Consider the following 19657-nt stretch of genomic DNA (forward strand, 5'->3'; position numbering starts at 1 on the left):
ATTTTCACTTCACAACTGGGTCACAAATATTGTTTCTTAACTGATTTAATCCCCCTACTCCCCCTTTGAAAAGGGGAAAAGTCCCTCTTTCTCAAAGAGGGATTTAGGGAGATTTAATGGAGAGTCTTAGTCACCATTTTTCAGTTCAATGTTGATACCTAAAGAACGGATCTCTTTGGTCAATACGTTGAATGATTCAGGCATACCTGGATCCATATAATGGTTGCCATCTACAATGTTCTTATAGATGCGGGTACGACCTTCAACGTCATCCGACTTCACAGTGAGCATTTCTTGAAGTGTGTATGCTGCACCGTATGCTTCAAGTGCCCAGACTTCCATCTCACCGAAACGCTGACCACCGAACTGTGCTTTACCACCAAGCGGCTGTTGCGTTACAAGCGAGTAAGAACCTGTTGAACGCGCATGCATCTTGTCATCAACCAAGTGGTTCAATTTGAGCATGTACATGTAGCCTACAGTGACAGGACGATCAAATTTTTCACCTGTACGACCATCGTACAGCTCCATTTGACCAGTCTTCGAGTAGCCTGCAAGGTCAAGTAACTCTTTGATTTGGCTTTCTTCAGCACCATCAAATACAGGTGTTGCCAAAGGTACACCTTTACGCAAGTTACCTGAAAGTTTCAAGATTTCTTCATCAGTCAATGTATCAAGCTCTTCTTGCTCACCACCGACTTTGTTATAAATCTTGTCAAGGAAATCACGTAGTTCAGCCATTGTGCGTTGCTGTTTAAGCATCTTGTCGATTTGCTCGCCAAGACCTTTTGCAGCCAAACCTAAGTGAGTTTCAAGAATCTGACCCACGTTCATACGTGATGGTACGCCCAGCGGGTTCAATACCACGTCAACAGGAACACCATTGGCATCGTGTGGCATGTCTTCTACAGGCAAGATGTTTGATACAACACCTTTGTTACCGTGACGACCAGCCATTTTATCACCAGGCTGGATACGACGTTTCACTGCCAAGTAAACTTTTACAACTTTCAATACACCAGTTGTAAGTTCGTCACCTGTTGCAAGTTTGCGTTTTTTCTCAGCAAATTTCTCGTCAATTTCAGCGCTCTTCTCTTTCAAGAACACTTGAATTTGACTTAAACGTTCAGCGATTGCTTCATCAGTCGGTTGAATTTCAAGTAGATCAACCAGCTCAAGACCTGATAGAACAGATTCAGCAAGCTTGTCGCCACGTTTGGTTGTACCACCGCCATTAGATTCTTGATCTGTCAACAAGCGAATAATACGTTCACGTGCTGCTTCTTCAAAGATTTTGAATTCTTCTTTCAAATCTTTACGGTAAGCATCAAGTTGTGCTTTTTCAATTGCTTGTGCACGTTCATCTTTCTCTAGACCATCACGAGTAAAGACTTGAACGTCGATGACTGTACCTTTAGTGCCTGACGGAACACGTAAAGAAGAGTCTTTTACGTCAGCCGCTTTTTCACCAAAGATCGCACGAAGCAATTTTTCTTCTGGAGTTAACTGAGTTTCGCCTTTTGGTGTCACTTTACCAACAAGGATGTCCCCTGCTGTTACTTCAGCACCAATGTAAACGATACCAGACTCATCCAGTTTAGACAGTGCAGCTTCACCAACGTTAGGAATATCAGCTGTAATTTCTTCTGCACCCAATTTAGTATCACGTGCTACACATGACAATTCTTGGATATGAATCGAGGTTAAACGGTCTTCTTGAAGTACACGTTCAGAAAGCAAGATCGAGTCTTCGTAGTTGAAGCCGTTCCAAGTCATGAACGCAACACGCATGTTTTGACCAAGTGCCAACTCACCGCCATCGGTAGAAGGACCATCAGCCAATACATCACCACGACCCACTTTATCACCCAAGTTCACAAGAACTTTCTGGTTGATACAGGTATTTTGGTTTGAACGTGTATATTTGATCAAGTTATAGATGTCGACACCAGCTTCACCAGCAATCATCTCATCTTCATTGACACGAATTACAACACGTGAAGCATCAACAAACTCGATTACACCACCACGGTTGGCAATCACACATACACCTGAGTCGCGTGCTACGTTTGCTTCCATACCTGTACCAACAAGTGGCTTGTCAGCAAGCAAAGTCGGAACAGCCTGACGTTGCATGTTTGAACCCATCAATGCACGGTTCGCGTCATCGTGTTCAAGGAATGGAATCAATGATGCTGCAACAGATACAACCTGCTGTGCAGATACATCCATATGCGTCACTTTTTCAGGCGGCATACGTACAGTTTCACCTTGGTGACGAACTGTAACCATCTCATCGATCAAGTTACCTTCAGCATCAACTGCTGAGTCGGCTTGTGCAATAACTGTACCCACTTCTTCAATTGCAGACAGGTATTCAGTTTCTTCAGTGACACGACCATCAACAACTTTACGGTATGGAGTTTCCAAGAAACCAAAGTCATTAGCTTTTGCATACACAGAAAGCGAGTTGATCAAACCGATGTTTGGACCTTCAGGCGTTTCAATCGGACATACACGACCATAGTGTGTATGGTGTACGTCACGCACTTCGAAGCCTGCACGTTCACGAGTCAAACCACCAGGTCCAAGTGCTGATACACGACGTTTGTGTGTAATCTCAGACAACGGGTTGTTTTGATCCATAAACTGAGACAACTGGCTTGAACCAAAGAATTCTTTGATTGCTGCAGCAACAGGTTTAGCATTAATCAAATCTTGTGGAGACAAATTGTCTGTTTCTGCTTGGCTTAAACGCTCTTTCACAGCACGTTCAACACGAACCAAACCAACACGGAATTGGTTTTCGGTCATTTCACCAACAGAACGAACACGACGGTTACCCAAGTGGTCGATATCGTCGACTTCACCTTTACCGTTACGGATTTCGATCAAGATACGCATTACATCAATGATATCGTCATTCGACAAGATACCTTCAACTTCGCGAGATTTCTGATCTGTACCCACTTCGTATGGACGACCCAAACGACGGTTGAACTTCATGCGACCTACAGGTGACAAGTCATAACGTTCTGTAGAGAAGAACAAGTTATGGAACAAGTTTTCTGCTGCTTCTTTGGTTGGTGGCTCGCCTGGGCGCATCACTTTATAAATTTCAACCAATGCTTCATCACGGCTAGATGTTGTATCTGCACGTAAAGAGTCTGCAATGAATGAACCACGGTCAATATCATTGGTAAACAGGATGTTAAATTGCTTAACACCACCTTCAGCCAATTTCACCATAATATCGTGGCTGAGCAAGGTATTTGCAGGAATCACTTCACCATCACGTAAAGTCACGTTTTCTGCAATAATACGCTCATACAAGTATTCATCTGGAACAGGCAGTTTAGTCAGACCTGAAGCTTCCATTTGACGTACATGACGTGCGTTGATACGTTTACCTTGTTCAACAATTACTTTACCTGAGCTGTCTGTAATATCGAACTGTGCCATTTCACCACGCAGGCGATCTGGAACCAATTCAATCTGGTAACTGCCCATATCGACATACACAGGAACTTTTTCATAGAACAAGTTCAGGATTTGTTCATCTGTGTAATTCAACGCACGTAAAATAACTGTTGCCAATAATTTACGACGACGGTCAATACGTACGTAAACCAAATCTTTAATATCAAATTCGAAATCCAACCATGAACCACGGTAAGGAATAATACGAGCAGAATATAAAGTTTTGTTCGCGTGCGTTTTACCTTTGTCACTATCAAAGAACACGCCAGGAGAACGGTGTAACTGAGACACGATAACACGCTCAGTCCCGTTAATCACGAACGTACCGTTTTCGGTCATGAGTGGCATTTCACCCATATAGACTTCTTGTTCACGGACGTCTTTGATTGATTTCGTTTCGCGATCTTTAATGATCAAGCGAATTTTTACACGCATTGGTGCCGCATAAGTTGAGCCACGAAGAATACATTCGCGTACATCAAACTCTGGCTTACCAAGGCTATACTCAACAAATTCTAAAGCAGCATTGCCAGAATAGCTTTCGATTGGAAAAACTGAACGAAATGCGGCCTGAAGACCGATATCTTCTCGATTTTTTGGTGTTTTGCCATCTTGTAAGAATGTTCTGTACGAGTCGACTTGAATCGAAAGCAAGTACGGAACGTCCATCACTTTAGGCAAATTACCAAAATTCTTACGGATCCGTTTTTTTTCGGTATATGAGTATGCCATTTGGAGTCCTCGGAAAGTACAAAACTAAATCCGCCTGCAGTTCGGATTTAGATGGAATTACGCAGGCCGATATGGCCACCACTACTTACAAATGCTGCAATTTAGAGTGGTAATAAAACGCTTAACAATATTTTTTATTGAAAAATATTGGTAAGCGTTTGATATATTGCGTTATTTTATAAAATATTCGTTTTCATTCAATAAGAATAAAAATCGAGCCGATTATTGTAACGCAAAAAGGCTGATGACCCAAGAGCCATCAGCCATTTTTTCGGAGTCAATTAAAAACAATTGACTCCTTTGCAAATTACTTAAGTGTAACTGTAGCACCAGCTTCTTCAAGTTTTTTCTTAAGTTCTTCGCCTTCTTCTTTAGAAACAGCTTCTTTAACAACTGAAGGAGCGCTTTCAACAAGATCTTTAGCTTCTTTAAGACCAAGGCCAGTAGCTTCACGAACTGCTTTAATAACCGCAACTTTGTTAGCACCGAAAGAAGTCAACTCAACGTTGAATTCAGATTGTTCTTCAACAGCAGCAGCAGCGCCAGGAGCAGCAGCAACAGCTACAGCAGCAGCAGATACGTTGAATTTCTCTTCAAAAGCAGAGATAAGTTCAACAAGTTCAAGAACAGTTTTTTCAGCAACTGCGTTTAAAATTTCTTCGTTAGTTAAAGCCATGAGAATAACTCCAAATGGAAATTGAATGGTGTGTAAATAAATTTAAGCTTATGCAGCTTCTGACTCGTTTTTCTCTTTGAGCGCTGTAATGAGGCGACCCAATTTCGAAATAGGAGCTTGAAGAACATTGGCAAGCATAGTAAGCGCTTTTTCTTGGTTCGGAAGATTCGCAATTACGCTAACTTCAGCACCAACATAAACCTTGCCATCAAATGCAGCAGCTTTAAGTTCAAATGCTTTGTTAGTTTTCGCAAATTCTTCGAACAAGCGTGCAGCTGCACCCATGTCATCTTCAGAAGTTGAAAAACCAAGAATTGTTGGACCAACAAGGTTGTCGTTCAAGATATCAAACTGAGTACCTTCGAACGCACGTTTAGCCAAAGTGTTACGAACGATACGCGTATTAACACCTAGCTTACGAGCTTCAACACGTAATTGTGTCAATGCTTCTACAGTTAAACCTTGGTAGTCAGCAACAACAGCAGAAAACGCTTTAGAAGCAACTTCGTTTACTTCTGCAACGATCTGTTTTTTGTCTTCGATAAGAAGAGCCATCGTAAACCTCCTAACGGTGATCTATGTACTTTTACAAGTACACTCCCAATTCGTAAGCTCTTTCGAACTTACACGCGGAGGATGAGTAAATCACACCACCGCGTCTACTCGGACTGATTTTTTAAGAAAAAAGTTCAAAAAACTTTTTTCGCCCGAGGTCTTTGACGCTGATAAATTTACATTTATCAATTCAAAGTCCGCCTGATGAGCAAGCAATAAATTGCTTAAGTGTAAAAGAAAATCAATGACTTGCTATTTACACTTTTCCCTATCAGGGCTTTAAAATTCTTTTCTAAGTTAAAACTTAGTTAGAAACGTTGTTTACATCAACAGTAAGACCAGGACCCATAGTTGAGCTCAAAGTGATCTTTTTGATATAGACACCTTTAGAAGTTGCTGGTTTTAACTTTTTCAAGTCAGCAATCAAAGTTTCAACGTTTTGACGAACAGCTTCAGCAGAGAAACCTACTTGACCAATCGCAGCGTGGATAATACCCGCTTTGTCTACACGGTAACGTGCTTGACCAGATTTTGCATTTTTAACTGCATTTGCAACGTCTGGAGTAACAGTACCGACTTTCGGGTTTGGCATCAAACCACGTGGACCAAGGATCGTACCCAATTTACCTACAACGCGCATTGCGTCTGGAGCAGCAATCACTACATCAAAGTCAAGGTTGCCGCCTTGGATGCTCTCAGCAAGATCATCAAAACCAACAACATCTGCACCAGCAGCTTTAGCTGCTTCTGCATTCGCGCCTTGAGCAAATACTGCAACACGTACAGTTTTACCAGTACCTGCAGGAAGTGTAGTCGCACCACGAACAACCTGATCAGATTTACGAGGGTCAACACCCAAGTTTACCGCAACATCCAAAGACTCTTTGAATTTAGCAGCAGGTAGACTAGAAAGAACTTGTACTGCTTCTTCCAAAGTGTAAACTTTGTTTGCTTCAATAGCAGCAGCAATGGCTTTTTGACGTTTAGTTAACTTTGCCATGTCTTATAGCTCCACTTCCAAGCCCATAGAACGTGCAGAACCAGCGATGGTACGAACACGTGCGTCTAAATCAGCACCAGTTAAGTCTGGTTCTTTAGTAGTCGCAATTTCTTCTAACTGAGCACGAGTCAACTTACCAACTTTAGTTTTGTTAGGTACAGATGAACCCTTTTGGATACCAGCAGCTTTCTTAAGAAGAATAGATGCAGGTGGAGTTTTCATGATAAATGTGAACGACTTGTCGTTGTACACAGTGATCACGACTGGAATTGGCAAACCAACTTCAAGCTTTTGAGTCGCAGCATTGAATTCTTTACAGAATGCCATGATGTTAACACCACGTTGACCCAATGCAGGACCAATTGGTGGAGATGGATTTGCTTTACCAGCTGGAACTTGCAGCTTGATATAGCCGTCAATCTTCTTAGCCATTTTAAATTACCTCTGGGTACAAACGCCGCTAGGCTCCCCAACTATTCTCGCAACACAATTGTTACAATAACAATGCCCGAATAAATCGGGCGTTTTCCAACCAATTCAAATTAAATGGTTTTTTCGACTTGGCGAAATTCCAATTCAACTTGAGTTGGTCGATTAAATACATTAATCGTCAACGTTAAACGTGACTTTTCGTATTGAACTTCTTCCACCACACCTTTAAAGTCTGTGAATGGACCGTCAATAACCAATAATTCTTCACCTGGTTCAAACATCGTCTTGGGACGAGGTGCTTCACCTGTACTACGTACACGAGCAAGAATCGCATCTGCTTCGCGCTGAGTAATCGGTGCAGGTTTTTCTGGTGTACCACCAATAAAGCCCAATACTTTTGGACATTCTTTAACAATGTGCCAAGTATCGTCATTCATTTCCATTTCGACTAACACATAGCCAGGAAAGAATTTACGCTCAGACTTGCGTTTTTTACCGTCCTTCATTTCTACCACTTCTTCGGTAGGAACAAGAACATCACCAAAGCTATCGGCAACAGTACTACGCTGGATTCGGTCTTTGAGTGAGCGCATCACTTGTTTTTCATAACCTGAATAGGCATGAATAATATACCAACGTTTCATAGCTTCTTACCCGATAATCAACTTCACTAACCAGCCCAAAGCGTAGTCAAAACACCACAACACAATTGAAGCGATAACAACAACAAGCACCACTTGCCATGAGGTTGTTACGGTTTCTTGCTTGGTTGGCCAAGTTACTCGACGTAATTCTACGCGTGCGTCCTTCAGTAAATGGATAAACCCTTTACCTTGGTGGGTGGCGTATAATAAACCTAAAGCCACGATGATACAAGCTAAAATTGCACCTATACGCGTCCAAACATTATTGGCTGGTGCCCAGTATGCTGGCAGATACTGATTCACCAAAGTTGCACAAATAAATAAAATAATCGCAACAATCCACAGGACAACATCCAAAGGGGAGCCAGAACGAACAACTTCAGCAGAATTATTTCTTTGAGGGATTGGCGCGTCGCTTAATGCGTCACGCGATTTATCATTCGACATGGGTGTACTCGTCGTAGAATTCGCGACTTATTATAAGACAATTTAGCTCAGTCAGCATCAAGCTTTAACTTTGAAATAAATGGCAGGTTAGGAGGGACTCGAACCCCCAACATTCGGTTTTGGAGACCGACGCTCTACCAATTGAACTACTAACCTACAAAGTAAACCGAGAATCTAAATTCTCGGTTTAAATATCACAACAGATATTATGCAGTTACTTTCGCAACAACACCAGCACCTACAGTACGACCACCTTCACGGATCGCGAAGCGTAAACCAGCGTCCATTGCGATTGGGTGGATCAATTCTACTGACATTTCTACGTTGTCACCAGGCATAACCATTTCAACGCCTTCTTTAAGAGAGATAGCGCCAGTTACGTCAGTTGTACGGAAGTAGAACTGTGGACGGTAACCGTTTAGGAATGGAGTGTGACGACCACCTTCGTCTTTAGAAAGTACGTATACTTCTGCGTCGAATTTAGTGTGTGGCTTGATTGTACCTGGTTTAGCAAGTACTTGACCACGTTGTACGTCTTCACGTTTAGTACCACGTAGAAGAACACCACAGTTCTCGCCCGCACGACCTTCGTCTAGAAGTTTACGGAACATTTCTACGCCAGTTACAGTTGTTTTAACTGTATCTTTAATACCAACGATTTCTACTTCTTCGCCTACTTTAACGATACCAGACTCAACACGGCCTGTTACTACAGTACCACGACCAGAAATTGAGAATACGTCTTCGATTGGCATCAAGAATGCTTTGTCGATAGCACGTTCTGGTTCTGGAATGTAAGAGTCAAGTGCTGCAACTAGGTCAAGAACTGATTGCTCGCCGTAAGGACCAGCTTCACCGTTAAGAGCAGCAAGCGCTGAACCACGGATTACAGGAGTGTCATCACCAGGGAAGTTATAAGCAGAAAGAAGTTCACGAACTTCCATTTCTACCAATTCAAGTAATTCTTCGTCATCTACAAGGTCGCATTTGTTCAAGAATACGATGATGTAAGGTACACCTACCTGACGAGAAAGAAGGATGTGTTCACGAGTTTGTGGCATTGGACCATCAGTCGCTGCACATACAAGGATCGCACCGTCCATCTGAGCAGCACCAGTAATCATGTTTTTAACATAATCGGCGTGTCCTGGGCAGTCAACGTGCGCGTAGTGACGAATTGGAGAATCGTATTCTACGTGTGAAGTATTAATTGTAATACCACGTGCTTTTTCTTCTGGAGCTGAGTCGATTTGCGAGTAATCTTTCGCTTCGCCGCCGTAAGTTTTCGCACAGATCGTTGCGATTGCAGCAGTAAGAGTTGTTTTACCATGGTCAACGTGACCAATTGTGCCCACGTTTACGTGTGGCTTATTACGTTCAAACTTGGCTTTAGCCATGATGATCTTCCTCGTTTACGTCGAAAGCAAGCTACAAGAGGCTACAAAAGACACCGAAGCTACACAACACATCGACATATAGTCTAAAAAAACAGACGCCCAATACTTTAAAAGCAGACTAATAAGCCTGCTTCTTTAAAAATTTGTAGATATTTCTACTAAACTGTAATCTGGAGCTCTTATCGAGATTTGAACTCGAGACCTCTCCCTTACCAAGGGAGTGCTCTACCACTGAGCTATAAGAGCGATAAGCTTCGATGGAGCGGGAGACGAGGTTCGAACTCGCGACATGCAGCTTGGAAGGCTGCCGCTCTACCAACTGAGCTACTCCCGCGTGTTGGTATGTATACCACTTCATTCGAAGTTAAATATGGTGGTGAGAGAAGGATTCGAACCTTCGAAGCTTTCGCGACAGAGTTACAGTCTGTTCCCTTTGACCGCTCGGGAATCTCACCAAATCACACTTATTTCAGTGCTGTTCTTACTCAACCAAACTTCACACTTTTAAATGGTGCCGGCACACGGATTCGAACTGTGGACCTACTGATTACAAGTCAGTTGCTCTACCAACTGAGCTATGCCGGCGTTTCTTAGTGTTTCGTACGTTTCGTATCGGAACGGTGTGCAGTTTAGCAAAACTCAGAAATGATGCAAGCGGTTTTTTAAAAAAAACCGCGAAAAACTCATAAAATCAATCCATTTGATGATAATTCAACCGCTTTGATCACTGCGCGAGCTTTTATTTGGGTTTCATTCCATTCAGATTCAGGATTTGAGTCTGCAACTAGCCCCGCTCCAGCCTGTACATAGACTTTATGATCACGAATAACACAGGTACGAATCGCAATCGACATGTCCATTTCACCATGCCAACCCAAATATCCGACTGCACCACCAAAAATACCGCGTTTTACGGGTTCAACTTCGTCAATAATTTCCATTGCACGGATTTTAGGTGCACCAGATAGTGTTCCCGCTGGGAATGTAGCTTTAAAAACATCCAAAGCATCGACATCATCCCGTACTTCACCTTGTACATTCGAAACAATGTGCATCACATGTGAGTAACGTTCGATTACCATACGGTCAGTCACTTGCACTTTTCCAATTTTAGACACACGCCCAACATCATTGCGCCCTAGATCGATCAGCATGAGATGCTCAGCAATTTCTTTTTCATCAGAAAGCAGGTCTTTTTCCAGTGCCAAGTCTTCTTCTTTTGTTTTACCACGTGGACGCGTACCAGCAAGTGGACGCACAGTGGCGATTCCATTTTCTAAACGGGAAAGAATTTCAGGTGATGAACCCACAATATGGAATGGTTTTTGATCGGTTAAGGTGTGCCCTTGCACCAAAAATAGATAAGGTGATGGGTTGAGATGACGTAATGCACGATACACCTGCAAAGGTTCACCATCGAAGTCTGACACCATACGATGACCAGGCACCACCTGCATCACATCGCCCGCACGGATATACTCTTTGACTTTCTCAACCGATTGTAAAAATTTCTCTTTACCTGTAAGGGATTCAAAATGTGGTGCTGTATGTGGTTTGGCTTCTAGGCTAATTGGTGTATTGAGCTGTTTTTCAATCTCATCAAGTTGCTGCTGTGCTTTGTGGTAGGCATCAGCATCTTGTGTATCTGCATGCACAATAATAAATAAGGTATCTTTCAAGTTATCAAAAACAATCACGGTTTTTGACAGCATCATCCAGATATCGGGCAAGCCAACAGGGTCTTGATTTGGAATATGCTTCAGGCGTGGCTCAATATAACGTACAGCATCATAGCCAAAATAACCGACCAGTCCGCCTGTAAAACTCGGTAACTCAGGTATTTGTTGTTGTGTTGGGACTTTAAACTGAGCCTGGAAGTCACGAATATATTGAAATGGGTCACTACATGACTGTTGAGTAATCTGCCCATCAGGTTGTTGAACTGTGAGCTGACCTTCATTACAAGAAAAGATGGTGGATTCACCCAATCCAATAATTGAGTAACGCGCCCAGTTTTCGCCACCCTCTACTGACTCAAATAAATAAGCTTGTGCATGCTGTTTCAGGCGAGCAAACACCGACAACGGTGTATCCGTATCTGCCAAACGGCGACGGTAAACAGGAATGGTATTAAAACCTTGTTGCTGGAGCTGTTGGAATAATTCAGGAGTCATCATATATGGAATGCCTTTTATTTTAAAAATAGGGTTGATCAGTCAAAACTCGGTTAAGCGCGGTTATGAGCGACGCCATCGAAAAAAGGTGATCATATTCATTCCAAAATTCCTGTACTTATTAAACAAACATTAAACGATTAAGGTTTCGAGAGTATCAATCACTTGCTGCGGTTGGCAAGCAGAAATATCTTCACCATGATTATAGCCATAACTCATTACCACACAGTCAATCCCTGCACGACGTGCAGCCTCGACATCATTGCTTGAGTCACCAATCATGAGCGTCTTTTCAGGTTGTACCTGAAAGAAATCCATAGCATGCAACAGTGGCATCGGATCAGGTTTACGTTTAGGCAAACTATCCCCACCAACAACCAAACTAAAGAAGTTCCCGACTTCAAGTTTATTGAGCAGAATTTTTGCCAGATGCTCAGGTTTGTTGGTCACACACGCCATATTTAACTGCTGTGACTGGCAATACTGTAGAAAAGGCAAAACACCGTCAAACAACTGACTTTCTACACACAGTTCCAGTTCATAGACTGCCAAGTATTTTTCCAATAGCCGCCGATGTTGCTCAGGATCAATCTGTCCCTGTAAATGCATTAGCACCCGATCACAAAGCTTGGATGTCCCCTGCCCAACCCATTCACGGATTTGCGTTTCAGTGACAAGCGGATAGCCGAGCTGTTGCAGGGTCAGATTCATGGCGCGAAACATATCTGCTGCGGTATCGATTAAGGTGCCATCTAAATCAAATAAAATGACATTTCGCTGCTGTAATCGGCTGACCGATGACATGGGTTTCTCCTTTTAAGTATGAGGTTGTGTTGCAACCTCACCACTTCGTCTTATTTAAAGAATACAAATGCCAAAACAACCAAAATAATGATCGCAATGATGGTCATCAACCCAACTGATACATTTTTCTGTTGTTCGACTTCCTGCTCAACACGAGATGCAGGCAGCTCAATAGGTACTGGTGTAGGTTCAGCCTTAGCATGAGGGTCGATACCTTCAGGAATTGGTGCAGGTTTTGGTACAGAGACCTGTTGTGGCATGCCTTCACGGCTGAGTGTCGTTTCTGCTGCGCGCTCTGTTAAGCTTGGCATACCCTGCTCATTCATTTTTTGAGCATGATTATCTGATTCTGTTTGGCTCGCGGCTTTAGGTAATTCAAGATTTTCATCAATGACTAAGTCTGCGTTTTCAGCCAGTAGCGCAAATTTTAAGTTCGCAAATTGAACAATATCACCTTGTGCTAACAGCGTCTCTTGAGCAATACGCAAATCATTCACAAACGTACCATTCGATGAATTTAAATCGGTTAACCACAATTGATCATCACGAACGTTCAATGCTGCATGGCGGCGGGAAATCGCCGAAGATTGCAAAATAAGGTCACAGTCTTGATGACGTCCAACCAGCATATCTTGTTTTACTTCGATTTCCTGACCCTGTAATTCATCAGAAATCGCCTGTAGTGTCCAACTCATATTGATTTCCCATTTTCTCGTTTCATATAGAATAACATGTTTAGCCGATCATGCTGCCCTGTCAGCTCAATGATTCAATTCACTTTATCGTTAAACAGCGCTGTGTGACACGAGCCTATCTAGATGGTTTATTGAGCAATATCCCTAATCTGAATTGCATTTTCAGCGGCCTCATACGAAGTGTGATTCAATTTTTAAATACCTACCAACAAAATCACAAAGATTTAAGTTTTAAAAAAGCCTGCTATTGAGCAGGCTTGTCTATTTATCATCACATTCATTTTTAACGCTTATGCTCAGATTGATGTTTTAAACTCGCAGCCGTTAAACAATTTTCATCTTCAAGGACATGTTGTTCTGCAACTGCTTGAACTTCAATTTCAATTTTATATTCCGAGTCAATCAGTTTCACCCCTAAAGCAGCACGAGCAGGTGGACAGCCTTCTGGCACCCAATCCTCCCAAACCGCATTCATTTGTGCATAATCACCCACAGAAGCTAAATAAATTCGAGCGCAAACGATATCTTTTTTACTGGCGCCCGCATGTGCAAGCAAGCGATCTATAAATTTCAGAACTTCCTTGGTCTGGCCTTCAACATCTAAAATTGTATTTTCAGCCACCTGCCCTGAAATATAGATAAAATTTGCTGAACCTACATGAGCAATGGTCATTTCACTAAATCGTGGACCTATTTCATGCCGTGTAATCGTCACCATTTGAATTCTCCTTATTCTTTATTTCACAATATCTAATTACATGGCACAGATGTTGTCATTTTGTTATTTCTTGATTTTGCTGAGTCGACCACCATCCCCCACCTAAGGCTTGGAATAATGCAGCCGTATCTTGTAAGCGGTTGCCTTGAGCCTGTGCCAATGCCAATTGCATTTGTAAATCATTTTGCTCAAGTGGCAGTAAAGCTATACGGCTAATATCACCTAAACGGTATTGTTTGCGTGCCAAATTTAAACTTTTTGAACTGGCCTGTGTAGCCTGCAAGGCAGTGTTATAGGCATTTTGATCTGACTGGATCGATTGCATCACGTCACCAACATTTTGAAATGCAGCAATAATCGTGCTTTTATACTGTGCTACTGCACCATCATAAGCAGCACGTGCCAGTTTTTCTTTATGTTTTAATGCGCCACCATCAAAAATAGGTTGTGCGACATTCGCCCCAATCGTCCAGAAATTGGATGCCGAGGCAAACAAATTTGCAAGCCGATTAGAAGATGATCCCAGATCTGCATTTAAAGTAATATCTGGCAAGCGATTCGCGACTGCAACACCGATATTGGCGCTCGCAGCATGCAATATGGCTTCAGATAAGCGAATATCAGGACGGCGCTGCAATAAGCTTGAAGGTAATGCTGCTGGCAGTTCATATGGCAACTTAAACTGAGCTAAATTAAACTCGGCAGCCAAACGATCACTCGGGTATTCACCTGCCAAAGCCTTGATTAAATCACGTTGAATTGCCAGTTGCTTTTGTAAAGGAGGCAATGTCGCTTCCACCGCCAATTGCGCCGACTCCTGTGTCATCACATCTGCATCTGACACCTGTCCGAGTACTCTCGCTTTATGCATAATCGAGGTTAATTCGCGTTGTTTTTGAATTGCATTTTGGGTAATTCGAATTTGATCGCGAATAATCGCTTCTTGAATCGCCGCATTGACGACATTGCTAATCAGGGTGAGATAAGTCACTTCTACATTGTAGCGACTTGCATCTGCTTCAGCTTTTAGCATTTCAACCTGACGTCTATTTGCCCCCCATACATCCAGACTATAGGAGGCATTTAATTGTGCCGTATGCAAATTATAAACATAGCTATTTGATGCCAAGGGACTTGCCAATGACTTCGCAACACTTTGTCGAGTTGGGTTAAAGGTTGCAGATACCGAAGGGAAAAATGCCGCCTGCTGGATTTTCACATTTTCCAAAGCCTGATTTAAATTCGCTTGGGCAATTGCCACAGAAGGATTATTTTTCAGGCACTTTTCGATCAGTAAATTCAGCTCTTGTGAATGAAAGGCTTGCCACCATGCTGTAGGAATATCTTGTAAAACATATTTCTGTGCTGTTGAAGAAGCCTGAGATAATGCCAGATTGGGTTGCTCAACGAGCGCCTTAGGCAGATGAACATCGGGACGTTGATAATTGGGGCCGACCGTACAACCCGAGAGGATTGCCAGCAAACTTATGCCGCTCCAGAACGTACCTTTTCTTAAAACATTTACCGACAAAGTATATGGTCTCAAGTTTTTCATTAACGATGACTCCGACGTCCAGGCATATTCCATTTTTTATTTTCAGCAAATCTTTCAATCACATAATAAAATACTGGAACAATAAATAAGGTCAATAAAGTCGATACAATGAGACCACCCACCACAACCGTAGCCAAATTACGCTGAACATCTGTGCCGACTCCTGTTGCCAGTGCGGCTGGGAGCATCCCAATAGAAGCCACCGTAGCCGTCATTAACACAGGACGTAACCGTTCACTTGCTGCGGTAATGATACTTTGATCAAGATCAAGTCCATCCCCGCGCGCACGCCTGAAATTGGCGACCATAATAATCCCGTTCTGGACAGAGACACCGAACAGCGCAATAAAGCCGACTGCACTCGCGACATTTAAGGTATTGCCCGTCACATTCAACGCAATAAGCCCACCTAAAGTCGCCAGTGGCACAACACCTAAAATCAGAAATACCTGACGGAAGCGCCCAAACTGGAAAAATAACAAAGCGCCCATCATGCCGATCACCAAAATCATAATAAACCCTAGACGTTTTTCGGCACGATCTTGGCTTTGGAACTGTCCTGCCCACTCCATATGATATTGACTTGGATCGAGTTTGACTTGAGCATTAATTTTTTGCTGCGCCTCAGTCAAATACGATGTTAAATCGCGACCACGGTTATCAATACGAACGGTAATTTGTCGTTCGCCCTGCTCATGAGAAATCGTGCTTTCACCTGTTTTCAGTGAAATATCGGCCACTTGAGCCAATGGGATTTTTGCACCACTCGCGCTGTTTAATTGCAAAGCACCCAGTTCGGCAGGGCTATTCTTGGCATTCTTAGGGAAACTGACTGTAACGTTATATTGGCGGGCATCAACGTACACAGGAATAATCGGCGTGCTTCCGACACCCGTTTGGATCAGCGCAGAAATATCTGCAATGCTAATCCCGTATCTTGCTGCCGCTTCACGATTCACCTTGATGATAACTTGCGGGATAGGTGGTTCCTGAAATAATGAAGCTGAAGCCGTTCCTCGGATTCCTTTTAAAATATCGACCACTTGATCACCAATACGGCGACCTTCTTTTAAATCTGGCCCATAAATACGTAAAACCAACGGGCTGTGCGCACCACCTACCGCATCATTTACCCCATCAATAATCGGCTGACTAATTCCGATATCATAACCAGGCATCTGGCTAAATTCTTGCCCCAACTTTTTAATAAATTGAGCCTTGGTTTCGCCATTTGGCCACTCACTATAAGGTTTCAGCCCGACTGGCATTTCGATATGTGACGGTGTCCACGGGTCTGTGCCGTCATCACTACGCCCAACCTGACTCACCGCATAAGACACTTCAGGATGCTTGAGTAAAACACGGCGCAGATTTGTGGCCATTTCGCTGGATTTATCTAGCGAAATACCTGTTGGCAACTGTACTTGTAACCACAATGCACCTTCATCCAACTCAGGCAAGAATTCACGTCCTGTACGCGCACCAAGCAACACCACAGCCACTAAAGACAAAATCGTAATGCTATAAACAATCACTGGGCGCAGTAGTAAAGTAGTTAAAACCTTTCTATATTTTTCAGTGAGCCAGATTAAGGGTTTATTTTCAAAAACCTTTCTGGGCTTTTTCAAGGCGACGTAAGCTAGTCCCGGAATCAATGCAATCGCACAGACTAAAGCACCGAGTAATGCGTAGCTCACTGTAATCGCCATCGGTGTAAACAACTTACCTTCAGCGCGTTCAAAGGCAAATAATGGTAAATAGGCAGTAATAATAATCAGTGTTGCAAAGAAAATCGGACGACCCACATAACTCAAAGTTTCCAAGATATCTTGCTCGCCTAAAACCACATCGGGTTCTTCTTCTCGGCGCCTTAAGATGGCCTCCATGACCACAATTGCCCCATCGACAATAATCCCGAAGTCGATTGCCCCAAGCGAAAATAAATTGGCGGGCATATTGGTAAAATTCATGAGAATAAATACCGTCACCAACGCCGCAGGAATAGCAACCGCCGCAATAATGGCACTGCGCGGACTGCCTAAAAACAAGATCAGAACAATCAAGACAAGCCCGACGCCTTCCATCACTGTATGTGTTACTTTATCTACAGTGAGTTTGACCAAGCTATCTCGGTCGATATAAGGCACAATTTTGACACCTTGCGGCGCAAGTTGTTTATTCAGTTGATCAACTTTGGCATGTACACCATCTAAAACGGTTGAAGGGTTTTGATATTTTGTCATCAAAATAATCCCTTCTAGCGTGTCTGGGTTATAGTCTTTACCTACGATTCCCTCACGCTCTTGATGACCAATCACCAGCTTGCCTAAATCTTTTAAATAAATAGGCATGCCATTTTTTTGCGTTACAACAACTAAGGATAAATCTTCAAGAGAATGAACCTGCCCCACACCACGCACGACATAGCTTTGCTCACCTCGGGTAATACGTCCACCGCCTGCATCTGAACTGCTAGAGTTAATTGCTGTGGTGACATCATTAAGAACCACACCATATTGCTGCATTTTTGCAGGGTCTAATTCCATACGGAATTCTTTGGTTAAACCACCAAAGTTATTGACATCGGCAACCCCTGCAACCTGCTTAAATGCAGGCATCACAACCCAGCGCTGGATCTCTGAAAGCTGCATCAAATTTTTATTTTCAGATTCGAGGGTATAACGATAAATTTCGCCGCCTGAACCACTGAGTGGGCCTAAACTGGGTTGAGCTCCAGCTGGTAAGGTGACACTACTTAAACGCTCCATCACCCGTTGACGAGCAAAGTAATCATCTTTACTGTCAAAAACCAGTGTAATCAGGGACAGTGCAAAAGTACTACTGGAACGGATGGTCGTAACGCCTGGCGTACTATATAGACTGCGTTCTAAAGGTGTTGTAATTTGCTGCTCAACATCTTCAGCAGACAGCCCAGGAACTTGTGTAGTAACCTGTACGGTGACGTCATCAAGTTCTGGATACGCTTCTACTTTCATCACTTTCCATGAGTACATGCCATAAATTGCGAGAATAATGGCAATCGCCCAAACCAAGTGACGGCGACGAAAAAATAAGGCAATCAGGCGATTAATCATTGAGTAGCACTCCACCACTAACAATCACGCGATCCGATGGGTTTAAGCCAGAGACAATCTGCACATCAGTATCATTTTCACTGCCCAATTCCACCACTTTTCGTACATAGGTATGCGGCTTTGTTTCTACAAAAACGGTGATTTGTTCATTATTCATCAGCAATGCAGACTGTGGCACAGTAATTTTTTGCGGGTTATTATTTTTAATTTGCACCGTTGCAAACATATTTGGCTTCAATTTCATATTGCTGTTATCAAATAAAATACGAGCCTTGGTGCGGCGGGTGTCGCTATCTAAAACATTACTGATATTCCCAATACGTCCATGAAACACTTGGTTTGGATAGGCTGGGAAAGTCACATCAACCTCTAACCCTGTATGTACCTGATTCAGCTGTGCTTCTGGAATATTTGCAGTTACCCAGACCTGATCAAAATTTGCAATGGTCAAAATCGCATTGGTATTGTCATTGATAAACGAGCCAAGACCTACATTCAAAGCCGTGATATCACCATTGATTGGAGAAACGATCGGTAAAAAGGCTTCTGAGCCTGAAAGTTTTGCACCATGCCCTGCGAGGGTTTTTAAACGTTGCGTTGCACGTTCATATTCATCTTTGGCTTGAATTTGCATACTTTGAGCCGCTTCCAAATCTTTATTGGCATTCGCACCAATCGCATTGACTTCACGCGCACGTTTCAAGCTGGCATTGGCCAAACTCAAACTATCTTTGGCTTTACTCACATCTGCATATGCTTGAGCTAAATCTCCAGAGCTCATCACAGCCAGCACTTGCCCTTTATGCACATGATCGCCAATTTTTACATTGAGCTGAACAATACGACCTGTCAGTGGCGGCTCGATATTGGCAGAAGCCGCCGTATTTGCCTCAACCATTCCCGGGAAGCTGGTCACTTGAGCCGAACCGCCTGAACTCACAGGCATGACTTTGAGATGACTCATTAAAGGTGAATGATTCGGTACAATATATTCATCCCCTTGATGTTTAAACATTTCAGGCGGAGGACTCGGATTTTTAGCTTCAGCAGGTTCATTTTTATGAAATGCCACCATCCAGATGATGCCTATCAGCAAACATCCCCCGAGTGCAATAGCCAACTTTGAACCGACAGATAGTTTTGAAGCGTTATGATTGGTTGAAGGCATAGTCTGGCTACCTTAAATCGTATTGGATTCGTGATTCTTGAAAAATCGACCTGCTTAAAGCGTATGCATCATATAAATTAAAAAT

The 19657-nt window shown here is 42.9% G+C and carries 15 protein-coding genes and 5 tRNA genes; all 20 read right to left on the reverse strand.

Going from position 1 to position 19657, the window contains the following annotated elements; genetic code table 11:
* Positions 1 to 126 precede the first annotated feature (126 nt).
* The 20 genes from rpoB to P255_RS11775 all read right to left on the reverse strand — a co-directional run bounded on the left by rpoB (position 127) and on the right by P255_RS11775 (position 19572).
* Positions 127 to 4212 (reverse strand): DNA-directed RNA polymerase subunit beta, encoded by a 4086-nt coding sequence (gene rpoB / locus P255_RS11680; RefSeq protein WP_004902489.1) that lies wholly within the window; start codon positions 4210 to 4212, stop codon positions 127 to 129.
* A gap of 307 nt (positions 4213 to 4519) precedes the next feature.
* Positions 4520 to 4888, reverse strand: coding sequence for a 50S ribosomal protein L7/L12 (gene rplL / locus P255_RS11685; protein ID WP_004902491.1), 369 nt, complete (start codon positions 4886 to 4888; stop codon positions 4520 to 4522).
* Positions 4889 to 4936: 48 nt separating this feature from the next.
* Positions 4937 to 5443, reverse strand: coding sequence for a 50S ribosomal protein L10 (gene rplJ, locus P255_RS11690; protein ID WP_004902492.1), 507 nt, complete (start codon positions 5441 to 5443; stop codon positions 4937 to 4939).
* 304 nt (positions 5444 to 5747) lie between these two features.
* Entirely contained in the window at positions 5748 to 6443 is a 696-nt protein-coding gene (gene rplA / locus P255_RS11695; RefSeq protein WP_004902494.1) for a 50S ribosomal protein L1, read from the reverse strand.
* Positions 6444 to 6446: 3 nt separating this feature from the next.
* Positions 6447 to 6875, reverse strand: coding sequence for a 50S ribosomal protein L11 (gene rplK, locus P255_RS11700; protein ID WP_004637639.1), 429 nt, complete (start codon positions 6873 to 6875; stop codon positions 6447 to 6449).
* A 110-nt stretch (positions 6876 to 6985) separates the two neighbouring features.
* On the reverse strand, positions 6986 to 7519 hold the full coding sequence (nusG, locus tag P255_RS11705) for a transcription termination/antitermination protein NusG (protein WP_004749886.1): 534 nt from the start codon (positions 7517 to 7519) through the stop codon (positions 6986 to 6988).
* A 6-nt stretch (positions 7520 to 7525) separates the two neighbouring features.
* Positions 7526 to 7966 (reverse strand): preprotein translocase subunit SecE, encoded by a 441-nt coding sequence (gene secE, locus P255_RS11710; RefSeq protein WP_004749887.1) that lies wholly within the window; start codon positions 7964 to 7966, stop codon positions 7526 to 7528.
* Positions 7967 to 8046: 80 nt separating this feature from the next.
* Positions 8047 to 8122: transfer RNA gene (locus P255_RS11715), tRNA-Trp, on the reverse strand.
* Positions 8123 to 8172: 50 nt separating this feature from the next.
* Complete coding sequence (gene tuf / locus P255_RS11720; protein ID WP_004901964.1) at positions 8173 to 9363, reverse strand: elongation factor Tu; 1191 nt, start codon at positions 9361 to 9363, stop codon at positions 8173 to 8175.
* 171 nt (positions 9364 to 9534) lie between these two features.
* A tRNA-Thr gene (locus tag P255_RS11725) sits at positions 9535 to 9609 on the reverse strand.
* Between the two features lie 12 nt (positions 9610 to 9621).
* Positions 9622 to 9697: transfer RNA gene (locus tag P255_RS11730), tRNA-Gly, on the reverse strand.
* 37 nt (positions 9698 to 9734) lie between these two features.
* A tRNA-Tyr gene (locus P255_RS11735) sits at positions 9735 to 9818 on the reverse strand.
* A 54-nt stretch (positions 9819 to 9872) separates the two neighbouring features.
* Positions 9873 to 9948 (reverse strand) — tRNA-Thr (locus P255_RS11740).
* A gap of 98 nt (positions 9949 to 10046) precedes the next feature.
* A complete protein-coding gene (trpE, locus tag P255_RS11745) occupies positions 10047 to 11540 on the reverse strand; it encodes an anthranilate synthase component I (protein WP_004902498.1) in 1494 nt (497 codons plus the stop codon).
* A 129-nt stretch (positions 11541 to 11669) separates the two neighbouring features.
* Positions 11670 to 12341, reverse strand: a complete 672-nt coding sequence (locus tag P255_RS11750; RefSeq protein WP_004902499.1) for a phosphoglycolate phosphatase — start codon at positions 12339 to 12341, stop codon at positions 11670 to 11672.
* 50 nt (positions 12342 to 12391) lie between these two features.
* Positions 12392 to 13036: an FHA domain-containing protein gene (locus P255_RS11755; RefSeq protein ID WP_004902501.1), complete on the reverse strand. Its 645-nt coding sequence runs from the start codon at positions 13034 to 13036 to the stop codon at positions 12392 to 12394.
* Between the two features lie 283 nt (positions 13037 to 13319).
* Positions 13320 to 13754, reverse strand: coding sequence for a RidA family protein (locus P255_RS11760; RefSeq protein ID WP_004902504.1), 435 nt, complete (start codon positions 13752 to 13754; stop codon positions 13320 to 13322).
* 55 nt (positions 13755 to 13809) lie between these two features.
* On the reverse strand, positions 13810 to 15309 hold the full coding sequence (locus tag P255_RS11765) for an efflux transporter outer membrane subunit (protein ID WP_004902506.1): 1500 nt from the start codon (positions 15307 to 15309) through the stop codon (positions 13810 to 13812).
* Entirely contained in the window at positions 15309 to 18404 is a 3096-nt protein-coding gene (locus tag P255_RS11770; protein ID WP_004902507.1) for an efflux RND transporter permease subunit, read from the reverse strand. The genes P255_RS11765 and P255_RS11770 overlap by 1 nt, the downstream gene beginning before the upstream one ends.
* Positions 18397 to 19572 carry an efflux RND transporter periplasmic adaptor subunit gene (locus P255_RS11775; protein WP_004902510.1) on the reverse strand — a complete coding sequence of 392 codons (1176 nt, stop codon included), beginning with the start codon at positions 19570 to 19572 and terminating at the stop codon, positions 18397 to 18399. Before P255_RS11775 ends, P255_RS11770 begins: the two co-directional genes overlap by 8 nt.
* Between the last annotated feature and the right edge of the window lie 85 nt (positions 19573 to 19657).

The organism is Acinetobacter brisouii CIP 110357, assembly GCF_000488275.1.
GTDB lineage: Bacteria > Pseudomonadota > Gammaproteobacteria > Pseudomonadales > Moraxellaceae > Acinetobacter > Acinetobacter brisouii.